Below are 19,882 nucleotides of genomic sequence, written 5' to 3'. Positions count from 1 at the left end.
AACAGGTAATTAAGTTCAATGTGAGTTCAGATGAGAACTATAAAATAGATGCATACATGATGTTAAAACCAATAAAATCAATTTTAATTCTTTTGTTAATGGTCAGTATAGGTGCTAAGACTGAAGCACAGAACACTTTACCTGTTTACTTAAATGAAACGGCAACAATTGAGCAACGCATAGAAGATGCATTATCCAGGATGACCCTGGAGGAAAAAGTAGCGATGTGCCATGCACAATCTAAATTTAGTTCAGCAGGAGTGCCTCGTTTAGGGATTCCTGAAAACTGGATGACAGATGGACCTCATGGTATTCGTGCTGAAGTATTCTGGGACAAATGGGATCAGGCAGGCTGGACGAATGATTCATGTATCGCCTTTCCGGCTTTAACTTGTCTGGCGGCCTCATGGAATACAGATCTATCCTCTCTTTATGGCAAAGCAATTGGCGAGGAAGCCCGTTACCGTAATAAGAATGTTTTACTTGGTCCGGGTGTAAATATCTACCGTACACCACTCAACGGGCGAAATTTTGAATATATGGGTGAAGATCCGCTGCTCTCTTCCAGAATGGTTGTGCCTTATATACAGGGCGTTCAATCGAATGGAGTTGCTGCCTGTGTGAAACATTATGCTTTAAACAACCAGGAAATTGACCGTCATACCGTGAATGTGGATGTAGATGACCGTGCTCTTTACGAAATCTACTTACCTGCTTTTAAAGCTGCGGTACAGGAAGGTAAAGCCTGGGCCATCATGGGTGCTTACAATAAATATAAAGGACAATGGGCCGGTCAAAACCAGTATCTATTGAACGATATCTTAAGAGGCGAATGGCATTTTGACGGAGTGGTTATCTCGGATTGGGGCGGAATAAACGATACTAAACAAGCGATTTATCATGGCTTAGACATGGAATTTGGTTCCTGGACCAATGGTCTGACTATGGGTGCCTCCAATGCATACGATAACTATTATCTGGCCGATCCTTTTCTTAAATTGTTGAAATCAGGTGAAGTGAAAGAAGAGGAAGTAGATAAAAAAGTCCGCAATATTCTCCGTTTGGTTTTCCGTACCAATATGAATACCAAACGTCCCTGGGGATCTTTCGCAACAGAGGAACATGCTTTAGCCGGTCGCAAGATTGCAGAAGAGGGAATCGTATTGTTAAAGAACAAAAACAACACGTTGCCTATCAATTTAGCTAAAACAAAGAAAATAGTTGTTATAGGTGAAAATGCAGTGAAGCTGATGACTGTTGGTGGAGGAAGTTCATCGCTAAAAGCTAAATATGAGATCTCTCCTTTGGATGGTATAAAGAAACGTATCGGCACTCAAGCTGAGGTTGTTTATGCGCGGGGTTATGTAGGTGAGCAACCTAAAGCACAGGATGGACTGAGCACTGGAGATAGTATCACCGATAACCGTTCAGCTGATCAATTGATGAAGGAAGCTTTAACCTTGGCTAAAGGAGCAGATTTTGTGATTTATATTGGTGGCTTGAATAAAAATGATAAACAGGATAGTGAAGGTAATGACCGGGCATCTTTAAGTTTACCTTATAACCAGGATCAACTAATCACTGAACTGACTAAAGTAAACAAGAATCTGGCAGTCGTAATGATTTCAGGGAATGCAGTTGCCATGCCTTGGGTGAATGAAGTACCTTCTATTGTTCAGGGTTGGTATTTGGGAACAGAAGCTGGAAATGCTTTGGCTGCCATCTTAGTAGGCGATGTGAACCCTTCTGGTAAATTGCCTTTTACTTTTCCGGCAAAACTGGCAGACAACGGAGCACATAAACTGGGTGTATATCCAGGAAAGGGTGAAGAGAAATACAATGAAAGTATTTTTGTTGGATACCGTTGGGCAGATAAAGAAAAGATTAAACCTTTATTCAGCTTCGGTCACGGATTAAATTATACCACTTTTGAATATGGAAAGGTCACTGCAGATAAAAAAGATCTGACCGCCGATGGTAAAATAACTTTTTCAGTGAACATCAAGAATACCGGTAAAAGAGAAGGACAGGAAATCGCTCAATTATATATCAACGACGTGAAATCATCCTTACCTCGTCCGGTAAAAGAATTGAAGGCTTTTGATAAGATTAGTTTAAAAGCAGGCGAGACAAAGACTGTTAAGTTTACCATTGATAAAACTGCTTTGAGTTTCTTCGATCCTAAAAAGCATGATTGGGTTGCAGAACCAGGTGATTTTAACGCTTTAGTTGGTGCATCTTCAACTGATATTCGTACTGCTGTCGCATTCAAATTGAAATAATAAATTAAATTTTTCTAAACTTTATACGAGCCTGGACTTAATTGCACAGGCTCGTTTTTTTTATTGTTTTGGGAAATTAACGTCTGCTTTCACTTCTTTAATCTGTAAGGTATGCCTGGAGGTATGTGCGGCGATAAACAAAAATGATTGAAACCCATCTATAACACCAAGAGGGGAGTCACTGACATGATTGCGCAAATCAAGTAATGGAACCGAGTTGATATAGTCCAGAATTACTTTTCTGTAATCTTGTAAATCCTTTATTGCATCAGCGGACGTATTGTATTTCCCCTTTCCCGTCAATGCCGGGTCGGCTTTTGCTTTATGACTTCTGTCATTCATTCCATTTATAATTACATCATCTGTAGCTTTAATCTCTTTTCGGCGTTCGGGATTTGCAGTACCACTCATTCCTTTAGAAGCAAAAGCAAAGATTGCCTTTTCTGTAAGCACAATATGTTCTAAACACTGGCTTATAGACCATCGATCCGGACCTGCTTTAAATTGCAACTGTGCTTCGCTCAATCCTTCTACACTTTTCTGGAGCGAATCCAAAGTTTGCTGATAATAATGAAGTAAAAAATCTTTTCCGTTTAAAGAACCCATAGTAACCGAATCTTTAGGATAAGTCTGCTCCGCAGAAAGGTTGTAAACCGACAGGAGCATGATTGATAAAAGAGCAATTAGTCGTTTCATAATTTGTTATTTATTGGAATATATTAACATCCAGCAAATGCCGTATTTATCCTTAAACGATGTAAAATAATCTCCCCAGAACATATCCTCCAAGGGCATCTCCACAATTCCCCCGGCTGAAAGTGCATGGAATATTTTATCTGTTTCTTCCCTGCTATCCGTTGATAGCGCTATGTAATTATTGTTGCCCAAATTCAAGGTCATCCCCTGAGATTCTATACAATCTGATGCCATAAGGTGTTGCCCGTTACCGATGGGTAGCGATACATGCATGGCCATATTTTTCTCTTTATCTGAAAGGTTTTCTGTTCCAGGCGCTTCACTCATTCTCTGGATAAACATCTCACCACCGAATACCGACTGGTAGAATTGGAAAGCTTCTTCTGCATTTCCATTGAAATTTAGATATGGGTTGACTATCATATGAAGTGGTTTTGAAGTTTTAATCTAAAACTAAGACAATCCAGTTTCAATCTACTTGCCATAAGACAAGAAATTCAAATTAATTTTCTTTTACCAGCTCTTTTCTTATCCGGCTTAAAGACGTATCGGTAATTCCTAAATAGCTGGCAATGAATTTTAATGGAGATTGCTGTACGATATGCGGATGCCGGCTTTGTAATCTTTCATAGCGTTCAGTTGCAGAATCAGTGATCATTGAAATGGTCCGTTGTTTCAATTCAAATAAGCTTTCTGACATCCATGCGCGTCCCCATTCATTAAGTCCTATGATCGAGTGATATAACCTCTGAAATGATTCCAAATCGATGACATAACACTCACAATCCGTTAAGGCCTGAAAATATTCAACACTAGGAATCCGATGAAATAGGGAAATGACATCAATAGCAATTTCGTTTTTACCTATAAATCCTGTGGTGATATCATTACCATTAAAATCGTATACATACGAGCGAATGAGTCCTTTCTCTACACAGAAATAGCCATCGGCAACCTGTTCTTTTTTTAGTAGAAAATCACCTTTATTAAAAGTGATTTTTCTATGTGCTTTGAAAATGATTTCAAGTTCTTCAGCAGTCAATAGGGGATGGCGATAGATAGTTTGTAAAGCTGACATTCTTTAGGTTTTTTGATTATCCAACCATGATTTGATTTCTCAATTACTAAGCATTTTTAATCATTTAGGATTATAGATACTGCGTGCTACAAATAAAGGAATAATTGCACTCATTTACAGTATCTTATATCTTTGCTGAGAAAATAAGCATCCTTTGATTGGGGTAATACAGAAAAATATCAAACCAAAATTGTTAAAAAATAGGGAACAAAGCTTTGCTGCTACAGTGTTTCAATAACTCTTATGCCGATCAATATCCTTGCTCCATAACCCGGAATTTCATTCACCACAATTTGTTGCTGATGTACAGTCGTCAGATATTCAGGATCCAGTTGATCCTGAAATTGCAAGCCCTCATCCCGGTCATATACTAATGTGATTGAAACAGACTCCTGAGCTGAGTTCACCAGAATAATAATTATTTCGTTGGCTGTTGAACGACTGAATGCAAATTGTTGATGATCCACAAAGAGCTCTTCATAATCTCCTTCCTGAAGTGCAATGGAATCCAGTTTGATTTTTGCTAACTGTTGAATATAGCGACTGATGGATGACGAAGAAGGATCTGGTATAATAGCAACCTCAGGTCGGAGCAATGTATCTTCATGTGCTCCTTTAATACCTCTGATACCCCATTCGCTCCCATAATATAGGGAAGGAATTCCCGGCATGGTATACAGGATGGCATGCAAAGGAAACATGTGCTGCTCATTTGTTAAGATGCTGGCTATTCGTGTTGTATCGTGGTTGTCCACAAAATTGTAAAGCTGTAAGTCTTTATAAACACCATCCAGACCGAACTGACGGTTTAATGTGAAGGCGATTTCAAAGTAATTGCAATCATTGTGGCAGGAATAGAGGCCTTTATAAGCTTGGTAATTGGTTGTAGAATCAAGCATATTTTTGTTCGCCCATTCATTATAATCACCATATATTACTTCACCCATCAGCCACAGGTCTGGTTGCAGTTGCCGACTATGCTCAGCAAGTTCGGCTAAAAATTGCTTACTCATAATCTCAGCTACATCCAAACGTAGTCCGTCAATTTTGAATTCATCAACCCAAAAGGATACGACCTCAAACAAGTATTTCTTAACTTCTGTGTTTTCTAAATTTAATTTGACCAGGTTATAAGCATCGTACCAGCCTTCATAAAAGAAGTCGTCGCCATACGTGCTATTACGACTAAAATCTACCCCATCAAACCAATCTTTATATGGGGAATTTTCGCCATTACACTGCAGGTCCTTAAATGCCCAGAAATTGCGTCCTACATGGTTAAAGACGGTATCGAGCACCAATTTGATCCCATTTTCATGCAGACTGCTGCTTAAATTTTTTAAAGTTTCATTGGTACCGAGCCTTCTGTCTACTAAGAGATAATCTGCTGTATCATAACCATGAAAATCGGATTCAAATACGGGGCCCAGGTATAAGGCATTGCAGCCCATGCTTTTCATATAGGGGATCCAGTCCTGCAGGCGTTCCAACCTGTTGACAATAGGACTGAAAAAATCATTTTCCAAAGGAGCGCCAAATAAGCCCAGGGGATAGATATGATAAAAAATGGCTTTGTTAACCCAAGAGGAGATGTGTTTGTTCATAGTACTTATGCGTTGATAAACTAACAGAACCGGATAGGGTTTTGCCAGGTTATCTTTTTGTGCTATATAGTGTAAATATAGCACAACCGTTTTTGTTGTTGCCACACTGATTTCAAATACAGGTATTTTAAAGCAGCCACCTTGTTGTTTTATGTATACTTAAAAGGGATTTAATTTTGACCTAAGTTTCAGTTTATTCGCTTGCCGAGCGGAGAAGGTGCGGAGGAGGTGCGACTGAGGTGGGTAGGAAGTGCGCTGAAATTAAGAACCAAATATTTAAACAGGTTAAAAAATAATCGGAGATACCCAAAATACTAGTAAATAAGCACTATCTTGATAAAAATATAATCCAATAAATAAACTTTTTCAATAACCATGATAAACAAAACAATAAACCTAAGAGGGACTTTATTCCTGCTATTCCTGTTTTTTAGTGTGACTAGTATGGCTCAAAGGAAAGCCAGATTACTTGTTTTTTGTAAAACCGCAGGGTATCATCATTCCTCCATTGAGGTGGGGAAATTAGCGATACTTAAATTGGGAAAGGAAAATGGTTTTGATGTAGATACCACGAGTAAAGCAGACTTATTTACTAAAAAGGGATTAAAAAAGTATCAGGCAGTTGTGTTTTTAAGTACAACAGGTGATGTGTTAAATGAGGAACAACAAAGTGCTTTTCAGCACTACATTCAGGCAGGGAACGGTTTTGCTGGAGTACATGCTGCTACAGATACCGAATACGATTGGCCTTGGTTTGGTGATTTAGTAGGTGCTTATTTTGCTAAACACCCTGAACAGCAAACGGCTGTATTAAATGTAGTCGATAAAAATAGTATTGCCACTTCTCATCTGCCTGATCAATGGCAAAGAAAAGACGAATGGTATAACTTTAAATGGATGACGAAAGACCCTTTGCATGTGCTAATTACTATTGATGAGCATAGTTATGATGCAGGACCTGCTAAAATGGGCGACTACCATCCGATGAGCTGGTATCATGACTTTGATGGTGGTCGATCCTTTTATACCGCATTGGGACATACTGAAGCATCTTATTCTGATCCGCTTTTCTTGAAACATCTTTTAGGAGGTTTGCAGTATGCTTTAGGAACCAAGAAAATGAAATGATAAATTCACTAATTAATTCTTACCTAAATTAAATTATGAAACGCTTAATCCTGCTATTTTTGTTTTTAGGGACATTGACTCTTCATGCCCAACAGGCTTATGTTACTGAAAAAGACTTACCCTATTATTCAAATTTAACCGACAAAAAAGACGCTTATCAAAACTCACAGTGCAGACTGGATCTATACTATCCTAAAGGAGTTAAAAACTATTCAACCATCATTTGGTTTCACGGAGGCGGTATAACCGGTGGGAGCAAAGAAATACCAAAGGCGCTCATGGATAAAGGTTATGCTGTAATCGGTGTTGGTTATCGCTTGTCGCCTAAAGTTAAAGCACCTGTTTATATTGAAGATGCTGCTGCAGCAATAGCCTGGGCCTTTCAGCATATCAGCGAATATGGTGGAAATCCGGATCTTATTTTTGTATCTGGTCACTCTGCTGGTGGCTATCTGGGAATGATGGTTACGCTGGATAAAAAGTACTTAAGTAAGTATAATATTGATGCCAACAGCATTGCGGGACTTATTCCATTCAGTGGACAGGCTATTACACATTTTACCATCCGTCAGGAAAGGGGCATTAAAGAAACACAACCTCAAATAGATGAGTATGCCCCACTTTACTTCGTGAGGTCTGATGCACCACCCATGCTTTTAATTACTGGTGATCGTGAAATGGAGTTGTTTGGCCGGTATGAAGAAAACGCTTACCTGTTTCGTATGATGAAGCTGGTCGGACATAAACGTACCCGGATATATGAGCTGCAGGGTTTTGATCATGGTGGCATGGCTGAGCCGGCTTTTCCTTTATTACTGAAAGAAGTGGCTGCCCTTACAAAGGAGGTCAAAGCAGCTAGAAAAATTTAATACTATTGTAAAACTTGGAAGGTCGTGTAATAATTTTGCATATAGGTAGAGAGTAACATTGCTATTTTAGTAAATGGTTGTGAGTAGTTTAAATTGGCTTCTTCGGTCAATTACCTAATCGGGTGAGGTGCCTGAATGAACGAAGGGCATCACCATGCCTGAAGTGGTGAGTGTCGCTACAGTAGAGGACCCTAGTGTAATACGTAGAAGTGCAGCAATTGCCCAGCCTAGAAATAGGGGTGAGGCATGCCAGGTTGAGGCAATGAGCTCTACTTCTTTACCAACACCACTATCAATAAGTACCTGTTTAAAAGCACCGCCAGCTGCAATGATCAGAATGATCATGGCGACGCTTTTTACGCCTTCCACGCAGGATTCCATTGCCTTCTTTATCTCAATGTTCAGGATAAATAAGATGATGACGGATAAAAGTAAGGCGACTGTAGGGGCTGCAAGAAAACTAAAGACCTGCTGGAGTTTACCATGGAAAATTAAAGCGCCTATATGACCTCCAGCAATCAGGAAAATAGGCATTAAGGTGATAGCAAAACTTTTAAAAGAAGAAGGAAGTCCCTCTTCCGTTTGCATGATTATGCTTTGCATGGTTTTAAACTTCTGACTTATCGGGATGAGTAACCACCACTATCTTCAGCTAGTTTACCCACCATGGCGCCAAGGGTAAGGATCATCACCATGCCACCAAGGGTATTGCCGATACCATTGCCAATGGAAAGCATTAGTTTTTCTGGCGGCATGCTTAGCATTAATCCCGTCAGGATAGATACGATAAGCAAGGCCAGCATTGGATTAAGCTTCTTTAAGATTAGTATTAACAAGATGATAATACCGGCCAGGACATAAAGTAGGGCCATGAATTGGTTAGGTTAAAGAGGTGAAAAGATCCATAGATTCCTTCATATTTTGAACTACTTTTTTATATATGATGAAGGATTTAGCGTATAACTCGTGGTTTTGAATGTTTGGTTTAATAATGAGGGTGTTGTTTTGGTCCGGGGTTGAATAAGCAACATCAGGGAATAGGGCTTTTAAAGCCATGTAAATTGCACCAATGGCGGAGGCATCTTCTAATTGGAGCACATAAAGATTTTTTCCGGTGATATCAGCTAACATTTGTAACCAGGTAGGCGAGCTGATGAATCCACCGCTCACATTTATGCGTTCTATAGGGGGAGATGATTGTTCGAGGGTTTTTAGCACATCGTTCAAGGCGTAACAAATCCCTTCGAGTACCGCCCTTGAAAAATGGGATTGATCATGTTCGGGACGAATGTTTAAAAAAGCTCCGCTACTTTTAGCATTCCAGATTGGGGCACGTTCACCATACAAATAGGGTAAAAATAGTAGACCCTTACTTCCCGCAGGAACTGTTTCAATGGTATTAAATAGATTGACATAGTCTTGAGGGCTTACCGGGCTTTTGTTAAGAAAGTTTTCCAGCAACCAGTTTACTGCATTGCCCCCGTTATTTACTGCACCGCCGCTTACAAATGTTTGTTCATCAAGCAGGTAATTGAAGATCATGGCGCTATAATTATATACCGGATCTGTGCCTGTAATCCGGACAGCACCACTGGTTCCTATGGTGAGTGCGGCTGTTCCTGGTTTAGTGGTAAAACTCCCTAAGTTAGCGCAGCAGCCATCGCTGGCACCTATTACAAAGGGAACGTTTGTCTTTAAACCTAAAAGAGTAGTTATATGTGGACTAAGATCTTTCCGGCTATAACTGGTGTTAACTGGTGTGGATAGCTTTTGACGGTCGATACCGGCATAAGAGCAAACTTCTTCGTTCCATTTTAATTTCTTGATATCAAACAGCCCTGTAGCGGATGCAATGGAATAATCGATCTGGAATTCATGAAAGAGTTTATACCAGATATATTCCTTGATGGAAATAAACCGGCTGGTGTTGTTGAACAATGCTGCTTTATTTTCCCTAAGCCAAATCAGTTTACATAAGGGCGACATTGGATGGATAGGTGTGCCGGTTAAACGGTAAAAGGTTTCGCCTTCAGCTGAGTTTTTGAGATTAGTGGCTATACTCTCGCTTCTGATATCCGCCCAGGTAATCATATTGGATAGTGCCATTCCATTTTCATCCGTTGGGATCACGCTATGCATCGCCGTACTCAGGCTTATGGTCAGGGGATCTTCTTTAAGTCTGGTTAAAAGGTCCTTAAAGCATTTGACAAAGGCCTGCCAGATTAGTTCAGGGTCCTGTTCGCTATAACCATGCTCCGGATGGGAGATGGTGTAATGCTGTTGGGAGGTGCCAATAACTGCTCCCTTTAGATCCATAGCAACACATTTTGTGCTACCAGTGCCAATATCAATTCCTATTATATACTCCAGCATTTAGTTCATAGCGCTATTTTTCTCCGTAAATAATGATTTTGGGTTTAGGATAGTTCAGAGACATCTCGTTTTATTAATGCTTTTGTTGGTTCATCTGCTTCAGACATGGCGGCAACTATCTTTTAAGTCCAAACTACTAATAATACTTTCGCCTATAGGGCCTAAGAAGGCCATCATAAAGGTGTTCCACTTATTCCATCCGGATGAAAATTTGTTCCATGACTGCTTTTGCTGTTCACGGATTTGCTCAAATTGGGTAACCATTGAATCTTGATTTTAAGGTATATAACGAGTATTCTATTGGTAATTAAAGATATTTATAACATTTATTAAAAACAAGCAATTGGTACTGAATTACAGGGCTTAGTTTTTCTTTATTAGTTTAGAATTTTCCTGGTCGGCAGTAAGATGAACAATAACTTGATTATGTTTGTTTAAGTAAATCATGGTTAAAAAGAATTCGTGTTTTTTATAAATTGACGTCACATGGAATTAGGGATAAGTACGTTTGGGGAAGTTCAACCGGATGGTGTATCGGGCAAGGCCGTACATGCGCATCAAAGAATACAGGAATTACTGGAAGAAGTAAAACTTGCTGATGAGGTTGGATTGGATGTATTTGCGTTCGGGGAGCATCATCGACCGGACTTTGTGATCTCTGCTCCTGAAATTTTGATGGCAGCTGCAGCTGCTATTACTAAAAATATCAGGTTATCCAGTTCTGTTACCGTATTGAGTTCTGCTGATCCGGTTCGTGTGTTTCAGAATTTTGCTACTGTTGATCTGATTTCAAATGGAAGAGCGGAAATTATAGCCGGTAGGGGATCGTTTATTGAATCTTTTCCCTTATTTGGTTACGATCTGGGCGATTATGATGCTCTTTTTACAGAAAAACTGGAGCTGTTAATGCGCATAAATGAACAGGAAGTCGTTTCCTGGGAAGGTAAACATAGGGCAGGAATCGCTAATAAAGGGGTTTATCCAAGGCCTTTACAGTCTGCTATTCCAATTTGGTTAGGTGTTGGTGGTACGCCAGCTTCTGCTGTGCGGGCGGGTAAACTTAATCTTCCTATGGTGATTGCTATTTTAGGAAGTCCACCGAGACAGTTTTTATCTTTTGTGGAACTTTATAGGGAGTCAGCGCGTAAGGCTGGTCACGATGTGAGTAAATTGCAGTTGGGGATCAGTTCTCAGTTTTATGTTGCAGAGGATTCCCGACAGGCTGCAAATGATTTTTATCCCTCTTATGAGGCTTTGATGAACCGGGTGGGTCGTGATCGAGGCTGGTCGCCAATGAATAGGAATCAATTTGAATTTCTGCGGAATGACGGGCCCTTAATTGTTGGTAACGTACAACAGGCGATCGACAAAATCATGGGTCAGTATGAGTTGTTCCATAATACTCGCTTTTTAGCTCAATTTGTGACTGGTTTTACCGCACATAAAGATGTACTTAAGGCTATTGAATTATATGGCACACAGGTAGCACCAGTGATCAGAAAAGAATTGGCAGTTAAGAAGGATATTATGGTTTAGTGGGAATTGGTTCGGTAAACGTCCAGGCTAAAATCCGGCTTATCTTTTGTCCCTGTGCCATGTTAATGACTTTGACATCTTTTGCTTTGACTCGATCTAATGCGCGATAACATCCTTGTAAGGTGTCTTTTTTGGAGATCAGGGAGGTAAACCATTGACAGGATTGTGCAAAGTCCGCACTTTCCTTAATCATTTGGATGACAAATCGTTCTTCGCCTCCTTCACACCAGAGTTCTGCGTTTGTGCCACCAAAATTTAGTGTTCCTCCTGCTTTGCTTTTTTGTCCGAGGTTTTTCCATTTACGTTCAGATCCTGCAGTAGCTTCCTTCAGGGATGCATGAAAGGGAGGGTTACATATGGTGACCGTAAAGTGTTCGCCTTGTTTAATTATTCCGGTAAAAAACTGAGCCGTAGAACTTTGCTTCCTGATGGTGATATGGGAGGATAAAGAGTTGGCGTCAATGATGTTTTTTGCTGAACTGATGGCAAAAGGGTCAATTTCTGAGCCTACAAAGGTCCATCCATACTCGCGGTTGCCAATCAGCGGATAGATACAATTGGCTCCTACGCCTATATCCAACACCTTAACTGTGTTTCCCCGGGGAATGACTCCCTCCTGAGTGGTGGCCAGTAAATCGGCTATGTAGTGAATATAATCTGCTCTTCCGGGAATAGGGGGACATAAATAACCTGCCGGGATATCCCATAATGAAATGCCATAAAAATACTGAAGTAATGCTTTATTAAGTGTTTTTACAGCATCAGAGTTTTTAAAGTCGATGGAGAGATCTTGGTATGGATTTAGCGAAACGTATTTTGATAAGTCAGGGCAGGCTGCAATCAGTTCAGGGAAATCATAGCGATATTTATGTTTATTCCGAGGATGGAGCTGATTCTTTATTTCAATACTGCGATTGGAGGGGACTGACATGTGCGTTTATTTACGGTGCTAAATTACCTATAATTTAGAATTAGTATAAAATTTGAATTTCATGTCCATTCTGATGTGCTAAAAATAAGAAATGCTTCATTAAGGATTGTTAAATTGCAACAGTTAAAACCAAAATCGTTCTAGTTTTGTAGACCTGTTCAGGATGCAAACATAAAAGGGATTGTTCCTGATGATTTAAATTAAAGATAAATGAAAACTGAGAAGGAAAAGATGTTTGATGGTGAGCCTTATGATGCGCATAGTGCTGAAATGATTTCTATTCGTACTAAGGTGAAGCGGATTCTGCATAAATTGAATGTCACTGAATATTACACGGATAAATCACAAGAAGTGATGAATGAACTTTGTCCTAATTCAGCTCAGAACATCCACTTGGAGCCACCTTTCTATTGCGATTATGGTGACCATATTTATGCGGGAGAGAAAGTGTTCATCAACTTTGGGGCTGTTATTCTGGATGGTGCGAAAGTTACGATCGGGGCGCATACCATGCTTGCCCCAGGCGTTCATATTTATACGGCCGGACATCCTCTGGATGCTGACCAACGTGATGTGTGGGAAGATTGCAAGCCTGTTACTATTGGAGAGCGCTGCTGGATAGGTGGGCGTGTTACGATATGTCCGGGGATAACAATTGGTGACCGTTGTGTGATAGGAGCAGGTTCCGTAGTCGTAAAAGATATTCCTGATGATTCGCTTGCGGTTGGAAATCCCGCAAAAGTGATCCGCAAATTGAATGGAGTAACATCTGTTTAGTCCTCAAATTTAAGGTCATTTTATATTTAAGCTCGCTAAACCTTCATTTAATGTTAAATTTGCATTTAGAATACTGTTAAAAATTTTTGAAATGAAATTTTATAAAACGAATGAAGAGGTAGAAATACAACGGGAGAGTTGTTTGATGGTTGATGCTACGATTGCTGAAGTTGCTAAAATATTGAAACCTGGGATCACGACTTTATCGCTTGATGTTATGGCTGAAATATTTATGAAAGACAATGGTGGCGTTTCTTCCTGTAAAGGATATCATGGATATCCTTATTCACTCTGTATCTCCGTTAATGAACAGGTGGTTCATGGATTCCCTGGTCAGTATGTGTTAAAAGAAGGTGATTTGGTATCCATTGATACTGTATTTTATAAAAACGGATTTCATGGGGATAGTGCTTATACGTTTATTTTAGGGGAGACAACTCCTGCAATCCTTGATCTGGTTAGAATTACTAAAGAGTCGCTTTATGTTGGGATTCAACAAGCTATAGTTGGAAATCGTAATGGTGACATTGGTTATGCTATTGAAAAATATACCAATGGTAACCATGGATATGGTGTGGTGAAGGAAATGATAGGGCATGGTGTTGGAAGACAGATGCATGAAGATCCTGAGGTTCCTAATTACGGTAGAAGAGGAAATGGTAAAAAGCTAATCGAGAATATGGTTTTAGCTATAGAGCCTATGATTACCATGAAAAGTCCTGAAGTTTATGCATTGGAAGATGGCTGGACGATTGTTACTGATGATGGATCATTAGCGGTTCATTTTGAACATAATGTGTGTGTGAAGAAGGGTAAACCTGAAATTCTTACTGATTTTAGTCTGATTGAACAAGCTGAAAAAAGTAATATTAATTTGAACAGCAGTTACTACACTATTGAAAAGGCAGTGGCTCAGTCTCCGGTATTAGAAGCTTAGATGCATTAAATTTTCTTCAAATATAGAATATTTGTAAAGGGCTGTATCGATAGTAGAAATTAATCGATACAGCCCTTTATTTCTTCTGCTATTACAAGGTGAATCAGTCCATTTAAGAAAGGTAATTTTCAGGGGTGTAAATACTTTGTAATGCTTTGTCCGGCATAAGCACCATCCGGCAATTCAAATAGCACCTGAACATCCTTGGCTGTCTTTTTTTGACTTGTACCCTCCTTCCTTGTCAGCTTCACTTTAACAGCTAATGGTTTGTTTTCGGGATTACTCAGGGTAATGCTGGTAGCTAGTTGTGTCTGACGAATCATGAGCAGGCAGGGCTGATCGACCTCAACTACAGTTTTATCATCCAGATTAATACTTCCTTCTTCATAAAAAGCAATTTGAGTTAAGTTCAAGGTATGGTTCCTTACGGCTTGGATCTTTGTGTTATTGGAAAGAATGGAAATGTTCTTTTTCGCTATTTCTATAAGAATTTTATTTAGAGCTATATCTGGAATCACGATGTAACTATAAGACTGATTAGTTGGTTTTAAACCATGATTTATCCACAAAGTAAATACCTTTCCATTTTCTGTTCTATTCTTATCGAGGAAGGTGTTGATTCCCTTCCAATCGGCAGAACGTTGTTCAACGCTTATTTGAGCGTCAGTATAATTAGGGAATAGATAGGCAGTTCCATCCTGGTATACCCAGCCCTTGCCTTTGAAGGCAAATGTATTACCTTCTAGTTGTTTGTCTGATACCATTGTCTGCCCTTTGCTGAAACATTGGTTCACAGTTGTGATAACATTTTCATTTACGTTTGAGCTGATCCCAGTGCCTAAACACACATATTCATTGTCGAAATAGAACCAAGCCTTTTTAGCTTTTACGGAATCTTTGTCGAAATTGAAGGCGGACATACCGTATTTTCCATCTGAAACTCCGCCTACAAAGCTTGTTTTTCCTGCTGATTGTTTGCCGAAGTTTAGAATGGGCAAGGGTTGCCTGGATAGGCGAGCAGTCACTCCTGGAATTTTTTGCCAATCCCATAAAGGGAAAATGTTGCGGTACTCTTTTCCTGTTTTTATGAGGTATGTACAGCCATCAGGAAGGTGATAATTAAAGTTGGCTTCTCCGTTGCCTGACTCTGTACCATTAACCCGGTTAGAGGCCATTTTTACAGAAGTATAATATAGGGGTCTTTGGTGTACCATGAAGTCAGATCGCCAGAAATGACGGTTGCCTGATGGTCCTGTACTGATGGACTGCAAGCCCTGTATTCTAGTGCTAAAATCAATAAATTCCTGTCTTCTGCTGGTATTGAGAGAAGCCATATCCTCGCAGGCAAGAGCAATAGGAATAGCATCTTTATCCATGCGAGCAATTTCGCGTCCCATTGTTCCGTAATCCAGAAAACTTCCTCTGGTCATCCATTGCTGACCATCTAGTATATGATGTGATAAGATATCAATTTGTTCATGACCCAATTCATATGTGGTGTTATTCACTAAAGCAGCAAATTCTGCACAATCAACAGTGAAGCTTAATCCATAACCTCCCGAATATAACTGAGGGCCATGTTGATGAAAACTCCAGTCTACCTGGATACCCTCTTTCGTAGTCACTACAATTTCCTCTTCCACTGCCTTAACCGAGAAGTTAACGTATTCCTGGGATTGTTCCAAACATCCGGCTTCCATTTGGATCCTTGCGATCCAGATCATATTCTGACCTGTTGCCTTTGTTTTACCATATTGAAGCACGCCCTTAATATTGGCTTTTTTTAGAATTCGAATGCCTTTTTTTAATTCTGCAGGGGATAGTTCATTTTCCATCAGGATTAAGATCTTGGTCAATTCTCTGGGGACACCAATTTCATTAAACCAGTGGTGATCAGTTTCAGGATCCTTATCATACCAGAAATTTAATGCGGTATGGATGTTGTCCTTCAGGTTGCTGTTGTCAAATAAGGCACTGTTTTTCGAACGGTAAGCAATACACATGCTGACTAATTTTTGAAGATGGCCAATAGCCTTCAATCCAAGTTTAGGGTGTTCGTCATAATTATATACTGACCAGCTTCCATTCTTCTGTATTGACTTTAAGAGAGCGGCTACAGGCTCCTTGTTCAGGTTGGGTTTATTTAAATACCTGTCATAAAGCCTTTCTTTTATAACGGAGAGGTCATTAGAGTCAGGTTTTAAGCGTGTAATAAATGGGCCGGCATTGCTATTAAAAGTAACAGCTGTGAAACATAGGAAGAGGATGAAGTTCTTAGTTAAATTTTTCATTGAGCTGGATCATTACAATACTATCAGGCTTGAGCTCCAAAGGGAGTTATTGGTTTAAAGACGGCTTAGATTATAAGATACCGCTGGTTTTTCGAATAAGAAATAAGCGCTAAAACTTTTAAATTAAATTTTGCTTATACATAAAAAGGTAGCTTTCAGGTGAATGGCCAGCCTTTTATAAAAACAAAAGTAACAATTATATAATCAAGCCAAAAGTAAATCAAGATGATCAGATTAGAAGATGCAAAAAAAATAATCGAAGCAGCTGAAGTAAAAGCAAAAGAAATTGGACAGCCTATGAACATTGCAGTAGCAGATGCAGGTGGAAATCTGATCGCACATGTGCGAATGGACGGTGCCTGGTTAGGCAGTATTGATATCTCCATTAAAAAAGCTTTTACATCACGTGCCTTTGATATTAGTACAAAGGACCTGGGAGATAATTCGCAACCCGGACAGCAGTTTTATGGTATTCACGCCTCTAATGATGGCAAGGTCATGATATTTGCCGGAGGGATTCCACTAAAAAAAGATGGACAGGTTGTTGGAGCAATTGGCGTAAGTGGAGGATCGGGTGAACAGGATCATGCCGTTGCAGAAGCAGGCGTGGCAGCATTTTAAAAAAGCTAAAAAATCTTGTAAATTAGGCACACATATGGAATCATTAAAAGGAAAAATTGCTTTAGTAACAGGAGCAGGAAAAGGTATTGGCCGTGCGATTGTGTTGGCACTAGCTAAAGAAGGTGTTCATGTAGGTCTGGTAGCCCGTACCGAAAATGACCTTCAGAACTTATCTAAAGAAGTTAAGGCTTTGGGTGTCAATGCTGCTATGGCTATTGCGGATGTAAGTGACATCGAATCAGTAAATGCAGCAGTGGATAGTATCCAACAGGAATTAGGCAATATCGATATCCTGGTGAACAATGCAGGCACAGCAACATTTGGTAAGTTTCTCGAACTGGAGCCTGCTGAATGGGAAAATCAAATCAAGGTTAATTTATTTGGCGTGTATTATGTAACCAGGGCTGTACTTCCGCAGATGATTGAAAGACAAACAGGTGATATTATCAATATTTCTTCTACTGCCGGTTTAAGAGGGGCGGCAACTACAAGTGCGTATAGTGCTTCGAAGTTTGCCGTAATGGGTTTAACAGATTCCCTCATGCAGGAAGTGCGTAAACATAATATCAGGGTTACAGCATTAACTCCAAGTACTGTAGTGACTGATTTGGCTAAAAGTGCCAATCTGATTAATAACAATGAAGAGCGGGTCATGCATCCTGAAGATCTTGCAGAATTGATTGTTGCACAATTGAAATTGAACAGGCGGGTCTTTATTAAAGATGCTGCGATGTGGTCCACAAATCCATAAAGAATAAACGTAAGTCGAAAATATCCTTTTAAATGCCAAGTTCAATTGCTTAAAATATTGAAACACTGATAGTAATAAATTCTTTTCCTAATATTATAATTCATAATTTTATGTAAGCGAACCAAAATTGCATTCTCAAAAATTTATGTCTTCATATAATACAATAAATGAAATCGATCTTTTAAACCTTTTGAGGTTGGGGGATAATCGAGCATTTACTGAAGTATTTAATCGGTATTGGGATAAGATGTACATTCATGCATTAAGAATGCTTGAGGATGAAGATGAAGCAAAAGATTTGGTGCAGGATATTTTCGCTTCCTTGTGGACAAAATGTAATGAACTTCAGTTGCATACAAATTTGGCTGGGTACCTGTATGTGGCAACTAGAAATAAGGTTCTTAATTATATAAGGCAAAAGAAAACCCGTGCAGGCTTTGAAGATGCATTGGCTCTGTATATAGATCAGAATCAGTATTCAGTTATAGACAAAATTTGCGAAAAGGAACTTGCCTCTGCTTTAGAATCGGAGATTACACATCTTCCGGAAAAAATGCGGAAGGTGTTTGAATTAAGCCGATATATTCATCTTTCTCATAAAGAGATTGGTTTACAATTGAATATAACAGATCATACAGTTAAAAAGCAAATCGGCAATGCTTTAAAAATACTTCGAATTAAAATGAAGTTGGAAGGTACTATCACTATTATTTTTCTGACTGGATACCTTTTTAAATAATACATTTCTTAAAATAAATGATTTCTTCATTGCCCTTTAATTCAAAATAAAAAATAATTATAATTTATATACTACCTGTTCATCTGGTAGGTGTCTTTAATATAGAAGACCAAATTATGAACAGGAGTAAAGAGCCAAGAGCTTTAATCAATAAATATCTCAAAGGCACCTGCTCTCCTGAAGAGGAACTCCTGCTAGAAAAGTTTTACTCCGAAGAATCCGCTAAACGCACGCTTCTTGATAATGAATTTAATCTGGAGGACAAGAAAGCTGAAATATGGGATTTAACACAACAACATATTAATAATGCTGCTAGAGAGAAAGGTCATTCTTTTCGTTGGTTGATAGCAGCAGCTGCCTCGATTGCCTTAGTTATAGGCGTTTCCCTTTTGTTTTATAAAGCAGAAGGTGAAAAGGCAAAGGTAAAGGTAGTGGAGCGCAAACATGAAACAATCGAACCTGCATTCCAACGGGCTACATTAACTCTTGCTGATGGACGTAATATAACGCTGGATGATGCTGCAAATGGAACGATCTCCAATCAGGCTGGAAAAATGGTTGTCAAGTTAAGGAACGGTACTATTATATATAAGGATAATGAATTGTCCTCTCTCCATGATGATCATGTAGCCATAAATAAAATGTCAACCCCTAGGGGAGGTTATTATCATCTTGTATTATCGGATGGCTCTGGTGTTTGGTTAAATTCAGCTTCTTCTATCTCTTATCCTGCTTCTTTTTCAGCAGGTGAAAGAGTTGTTACGGTAACCGGAGAGGCTTATTTTGAAGTGGTTAAGAAAAAGAACAGTATGTTTCTGGTAAAGTCAGGAGATCAGGTCATTGAGGTATTAGGAACCCACTTTAATGTGATGGCCTATCAGGATGAAAAGTTAATGGTGACTACTTTGTTGGAAGGCTCAGTAAAAATTATTAAAAATAATGTTATGGTTATGTTAAAACCAGGACAGGCGGCTACAACAAGTGTGAACTCTGGTGCATTTACTCTTGCGGAAGTAAATCTTGACGATGCAATATCCTGGAAACAAGGTTATTTCAAGTTCAATAATGAAAATCTGCAAAGTATGCTTAATAAAGTTTCCAGGTGGTATGACGTGGATGTAGAGTTTAAAGATAATCTGGAAGAAACTTACTATTGGGGTACTTATTCAAGATCAAAGAAATTAGTTGACCTGTTAAAAGATCTGGAACAGACAGGCGATGTTCATTTTAAGGTTACAGGAAGGAGGATTATTGTTATGAATTAAAGAT

Annotated in this window: 20 protein-coding genes; 10 read left to right on the top strand and 10 right to left on the bottom strand. The window is 39.2% G+C overall.

Going from position 1 to position 19,882, the window contains the following annotated elements; all coding sequences use genetic code 11:
* The first annotated feature begins 98 nt into the window (after positions 1-98).
* The gene (locus tag ADIARSV_RS06205; RefSeq protein WP_235048371.1) at positions 99-2,282 is read left to right on the top strand and encodes a glycoside hydrolase family 3 C-terminal domain-containing protein; all 2,184 of its coding nucleotides are present in this window, start codon (positions 99-101) and stop codon (positions 2,280-2,282) included.
* Between the two features lie 60 nt (positions 2,283-2,342).
* Here ADIARSV_RS06205 and ADIARSV_RS06200 read toward each other — a convergent pair whose 3' ends face one another.
* From ADIARSV_RS06200 to ADIARSV_RS06185, 4 genes are all read right to left on the bottom strand, one after another.
* Entirely contained in the window at positions 2,343-2,978 is a 636-nt protein-coding gene (locus tag ADIARSV_RS06200) for a DinB family protein (protein ID WP_152439787.1), read from the bottom strand.
* Positions 2,979-2,984: 6 nt separating this feature from the next.
* Positions 2,985-3,401, bottom strand: a complete 417-nt coding sequence (locus tag ADIARSV_RS06195) for a VOC family protein (RefSeq protein ID WP_016194575.1) — start codon at positions 3,399-3,401, stop codon at positions 2,985-2,987.
* 79 nt (positions 3,402-3,480) lie between these two features.
* Positions 3,481-4,056, bottom strand: coding sequence for a Crp/Fnr family transcriptional regulator (locus ADIARSV_RS06190; RefSeq protein ID WP_016194574.1), 576 nt, complete (start codon positions 4,054-4,056; stop codon positions 3,481-3,483).
* A 221-nt stretch (positions 4,057-4,277) separates the two neighbouring features.
* The gene (locus ADIARSV_RS06185; RefSeq protein ID WP_016194573.1) at positions 4,278-5,765 is read right to left on the bottom strand and encodes an alpha-amylase family glycosyl hydrolase; all 1,488 of its coding nucleotides are present in this window, start codon (positions 5,763-5,765) and stop codon (positions 4,278-4,280) included.
* Between the two features lie 270 nt (positions 5,766-6,035).
* Here ADIARSV_RS06185 and ADIARSV_RS06180 point away from each other — a divergent pair, with 270 nt between their 5' ends.
* Together ADIARSV_RS06180 and ADIARSV_RS06175 are read left to right on the top strand one after the other, a co-directional pair.
* Positions 6,036-6,788, top strand: coding sequence for a ThuA domain-containing protein (locus ADIARSV_RS06180; RefSeq protein ID WP_016194572.1), 753 nt, complete (start codon positions 6,036-6,038; stop codon positions 6,786-6,788).
* Positions 6,789-6,823: 35 nt separating this feature from the next.
* Positions 6,824-7,657, top strand: coding sequence for an alpha/beta hydrolase (locus ADIARSV_RS06175; RefSeq protein ID WP_016194571.1), 834 nt, complete (start codon positions 6,824-6,826; stop codon positions 7,655-7,657).
* Positions 7,658-7,771: 114 nt separating this feature from the next.
* On the opposite strand, the gene ADIARSV_RS06170 is transcribed toward ADIARSV_RS06175, so the two are convergent.
* From ADIARSV_RS06170 to ADIARSV_RS21805, 4 genes are all read right to left on the bottom strand, one after another.
* Positions 7,772-8,260, bottom strand: coding sequence for a gluconate permease (locus tag ADIARSV_RS06170; RefSeq protein WP_016194570.1), 489 nt, complete (start codon positions 8,258-8,260; stop codon positions 7,772-7,774).
* A gap of 17 nt (positions 8,261-8,277) precedes the next feature.
* Entirely contained in the window at positions 8,278-8,529 is a 252-nt protein-coding gene (locus ADIARSV_RS06165; RefSeq protein ID WP_016194569.1) for a gluconate permease, read from the bottom strand.
* Between the two features lie 7 nt (positions 8,530-8,536).
* Complete coding sequence (locus ADIARSV_RS06160) at positions 8,537-10,030, bottom strand: gluconokinase (protein WP_016194568.1); 1,494 nt, start codon at positions 10,028-10,030, stop codon at positions 8,537-8,539.
* Positions 10,031-10,129: 99 nt separating this feature from the next.
* Entirely contained in the window at positions 10,130-10,294 is a 165-nt protein-coding gene (locus ADIARSV_RS21805; protein ID WP_016194567.1) for a hypothetical protein, read from the bottom strand.
* Between the two features lie 222 nt (positions 10,295-10,516).
* Between ADIARSV_RS21805 and ADIARSV_RS06155 the strand changes: the two genes are divergently transcribed.
* A complete protein-coding gene (locus ADIARSV_RS06155; RefSeq protein WP_016194566.1) occupies positions 10,517-11,566 on the top strand; it encodes an Atu2307/SP_0267 family LLM class monooxygenase in 1,050 nt (349 codons plus the stop codon).
* Here the strand turns inward: ADIARSV_RS06155 and rlmF are convergent.
* On the bottom strand, positions 11,556-12,497 hold the full coding sequence (rlmF, locus tag ADIARSV_RS06150; RefSeq protein ID WP_016194565.1) for a 23S rRNA (adenine(1618)-N(6))-methyltransferase RlmF: 942 nt from the start codon (positions 12,495-12,497) through the stop codon (positions 11,556-11,558). The genes ADIARSV_RS06155 and rlmF overlap by 11 nt on opposite strands.
* Before the next feature lie 210 nt (positions 12,498-12,707).
* Here rlmF and ADIARSV_RS06145 point away from each other — a divergent pair, with 210 nt between their 5' ends.
* Complete coding sequence (locus tag ADIARSV_RS06145) at positions 12,708-13,274, top strand: sugar O-acetyltransferase (RefSeq protein WP_016194564.1); 567 nt, start codon at positions 12,708-12,710, stop codon at positions 13,272-13,274.
* A gap of 91 nt (positions 13,275-13,365) precedes the next feature.
* Complete coding sequence (gene map, locus ADIARSV_RS06140) at positions 13,366-14,211, top strand: type I methionyl aminopeptidase (protein WP_016194563.1); 846 nt, start codon at positions 13,366-13,368, stop codon at positions 14,209-14,211.
* Between the two features lie 128 nt (positions 14,212-14,339).
* On the opposite strand, the gene ADIARSV_RS06135 is transcribed toward map, so the two are convergent.
* Positions 14,340-16,502 carry a polysaccharide lyase 8 family protein gene (locus ADIARSV_RS06135; protein WP_040299269.1) on the bottom strand — a complete coding sequence of 721 codons (2,163 nt, stop codon included), beginning with the start codon at positions 16,500-16,502 and terminating at the stop codon, positions 14,340-14,342.
* A 225-nt stretch (positions 16,503-16,727) separates the two neighbouring features.
* Between ADIARSV_RS06135 and ADIARSV_RS06130 the strand changes: the two genes are divergently transcribed.
* From ADIARSV_RS06130 to ADIARSV_RS06115, 4 genes are all read left to right on the top strand, one after another.
* Entirely contained in the window at positions 16,728-17,123 is a 396-nt protein-coding gene (locus ADIARSV_RS06130; RefSeq protein WP_016194561.1) for a GlcG/HbpS family heme-binding protein, read from the top strand.
* A 34-nt stretch (positions 17,124-17,157) separates the two neighbouring features.
* A complete protein-coding gene (locus tag ADIARSV_RS06125; RefSeq protein WP_016194560.1) occupies positions 17,158-17,874 on the top strand; it encodes a 3-ketoacyl-ACP reductase in 717 nt (238 codons plus the stop codon).
* A gap of 145 nt (positions 17,875-18,019) precedes the next feature.
* Positions 18,020-18,613, top strand: a complete 594-nt coding sequence (locus tag ADIARSV_RS06120) for an RNA polymerase sigma factor (RefSeq protein WP_016194559.1) — start codon at positions 18,020-18,022, stop codon at positions 18,611-18,613.
* Between the two features lie 116 nt (positions 18,614-18,729).
* Positions 18,730-19,878 carry a FecR family protein gene (locus tag ADIARSV_RS06115; RefSeq protein ID WP_016194558.1) on the top strand — a complete coding sequence of 383 codons (1,149 nt, stop codon included), beginning with the start codon at positions 18,730-18,732 and terminating at the stop codon, positions 19,876-19,878.
* Positions 19,879-19,882 lie beyond the last annotated feature (4 nt).

Origin of the sequence: Arcticibacter svalbardensis MN12-7 (genome assembly GCF_000403135.1) — a bacterium.
GTDB classification, from domain to species: Bacteria; Bacteroidota; Bacteroidia; order Sphingobacteriales; family Sphingobacteriaceae; genus Arcticibacter; species Arcticibacter svalbardensis.
The sequence above is the reverse complement of the archived record's forward strand: the minus strand, read 5'-3'. Positions and strand labels throughout refer to the sequence as shown.

What these genes read in the sequence shown, in the direction of transcription:
- rlmF (WP_016194565.1), bottom strand. Translation starts at nt 12,497, where the DNA reads ATGTCAGTCCCCTCCAATCGCAGTATTGAAATAAAGAATCAGCTCCAT.
- ADIARSV_RS06125 (WP_016194560.1), top strand. Translation starts at nt 17,158, where the DNA reads ATGGAATCATTAAAAGGAAAAATTGCTTTAGTAACAGGAGCAGGAAAA.
- ADIARSV_RS06205 (WP_235048371.1), top strand. Translation starts at nt 99, where the DNA reads ATGGTCAGTATAGGTGCTAAGACTGAAGCACAGAACACTTTACCTGTT.
- ADIARSV_RS06165 (WP_016194569.1), bottom strand. Translation starts at nt 8,529, where the DNA reads ATGGCCCTACTTTATGTCCTGGCCGGTATTATCATCTTGTTAATACTA.
- ADIARSV_RS06135 (WP_040299269.1), bottom strand. Translation starts at nt 16,502, where the DNA reads ATGAAAAATTTAACTAAGAACTTCATCCTCTTCCTATGTTTCACAGCT.
- ADIARSV_RS06115 (WP_016194558.1), top strand. Translation starts at nt 18,730, where the DNA reads ATGAACAGGAGTAAAGAGCCAAGAGCTTTAATCAATAAATATCTCAAA.
- map (WP_016194563.1), top strand. Translation starts at nt 13,366, where the DNA reads ATGAAATTTTATAAAACGAATGAAGAGGTAGAAATACAACGGGAGAGT.
- ADIARSV_RS06120 (WP_016194559.1), top strand. Translation starts at nt 18,020, where the DNA reads ATGTCTTCATATAATACAATAAATGAAATCGATCTTTTAAACCTTTTG.
- ADIARSV_RS21805 (WP_016194567.1), bottom strand. Translation starts at nt 10,294, where the DNA reads ATGGTTACCCAATTTGAGCAAATCCGTGAACAGCAAAAGCAGTCATGG.
- ADIARSV_RS06175 (WP_016194571.1), top strand. Translation starts at nt 6,824, where the DNA reads ATGAAACGCTTAATCCTGCTATTTTTGTTTTTAGGGACATTGACTCTT.
- ADIARSV_RS06195 (WP_016194575.1), bottom strand. Translation starts at nt 3,401, where the DNA reads ATGATAGTCAACCCATATCTAAATTTCAATGGAAATGCAGAAGAAGCT.
- ADIARSV_RS06200 (WP_152439787.1), bottom strand. Translation starts at nt 2,978, where the DNA reads ATGAAACGACTAATTGCTCTTTTATCAATCATGCTCCTGTCGGTTTAC.
- ADIARSV_RS06145 (WP_016194564.1), top strand. Translation starts at nt 12,708, where the DNA reads ATGAAAACTGAGAAGGAAAAGATGTTTGATGGTGAGCCTTATGATGCG.
- ADIARSV_RS06180 (WP_016194572.1), top strand. Translation starts at nt 6,036, where the DNA reads ATGATAAACAAAACAATAAACCTAAGAGGGACTTTATTCCTGCTATTC.
- ADIARSV_RS06170 (WP_016194570.1), bottom strand. Translation starts at nt 8,260, where the DNA reads ATGCAAAGCATAATCATGCAAACGGAAGAGGGACTTCCTTCTTCTTTT.
- ADIARSV_RS06190 (WP_016194574.1), bottom strand. Translation starts at nt 4,056, where the DNA reads ATGTCAGCTTTACAAACTATCTATCGCCATCCCCTATTGACTGCTGAA.
- ADIARSV_RS06155 (WP_016194566.1), top strand. Translation starts at nt 10,517, where the DNA reads ATGGAATTAGGGATAAGTACGTTTGGGGAAGTTCAACCGGATGGTGTA.
- ADIARSV_RS06130 (WP_016194561.1), top strand. Translation starts at nt 16,728, where the DNA reads ATGATCAGATTAGAAGATGCAAAAAAAATAATCGAAGCAGCTGAAGTA.
- ADIARSV_RS06160 (WP_016194568.1), bottom strand. Translation starts at nt 10,030, where the DNA reads ATGCTGGAGTATATAATAGGAATTGATATTGGCACTGGTAGCACAAAA.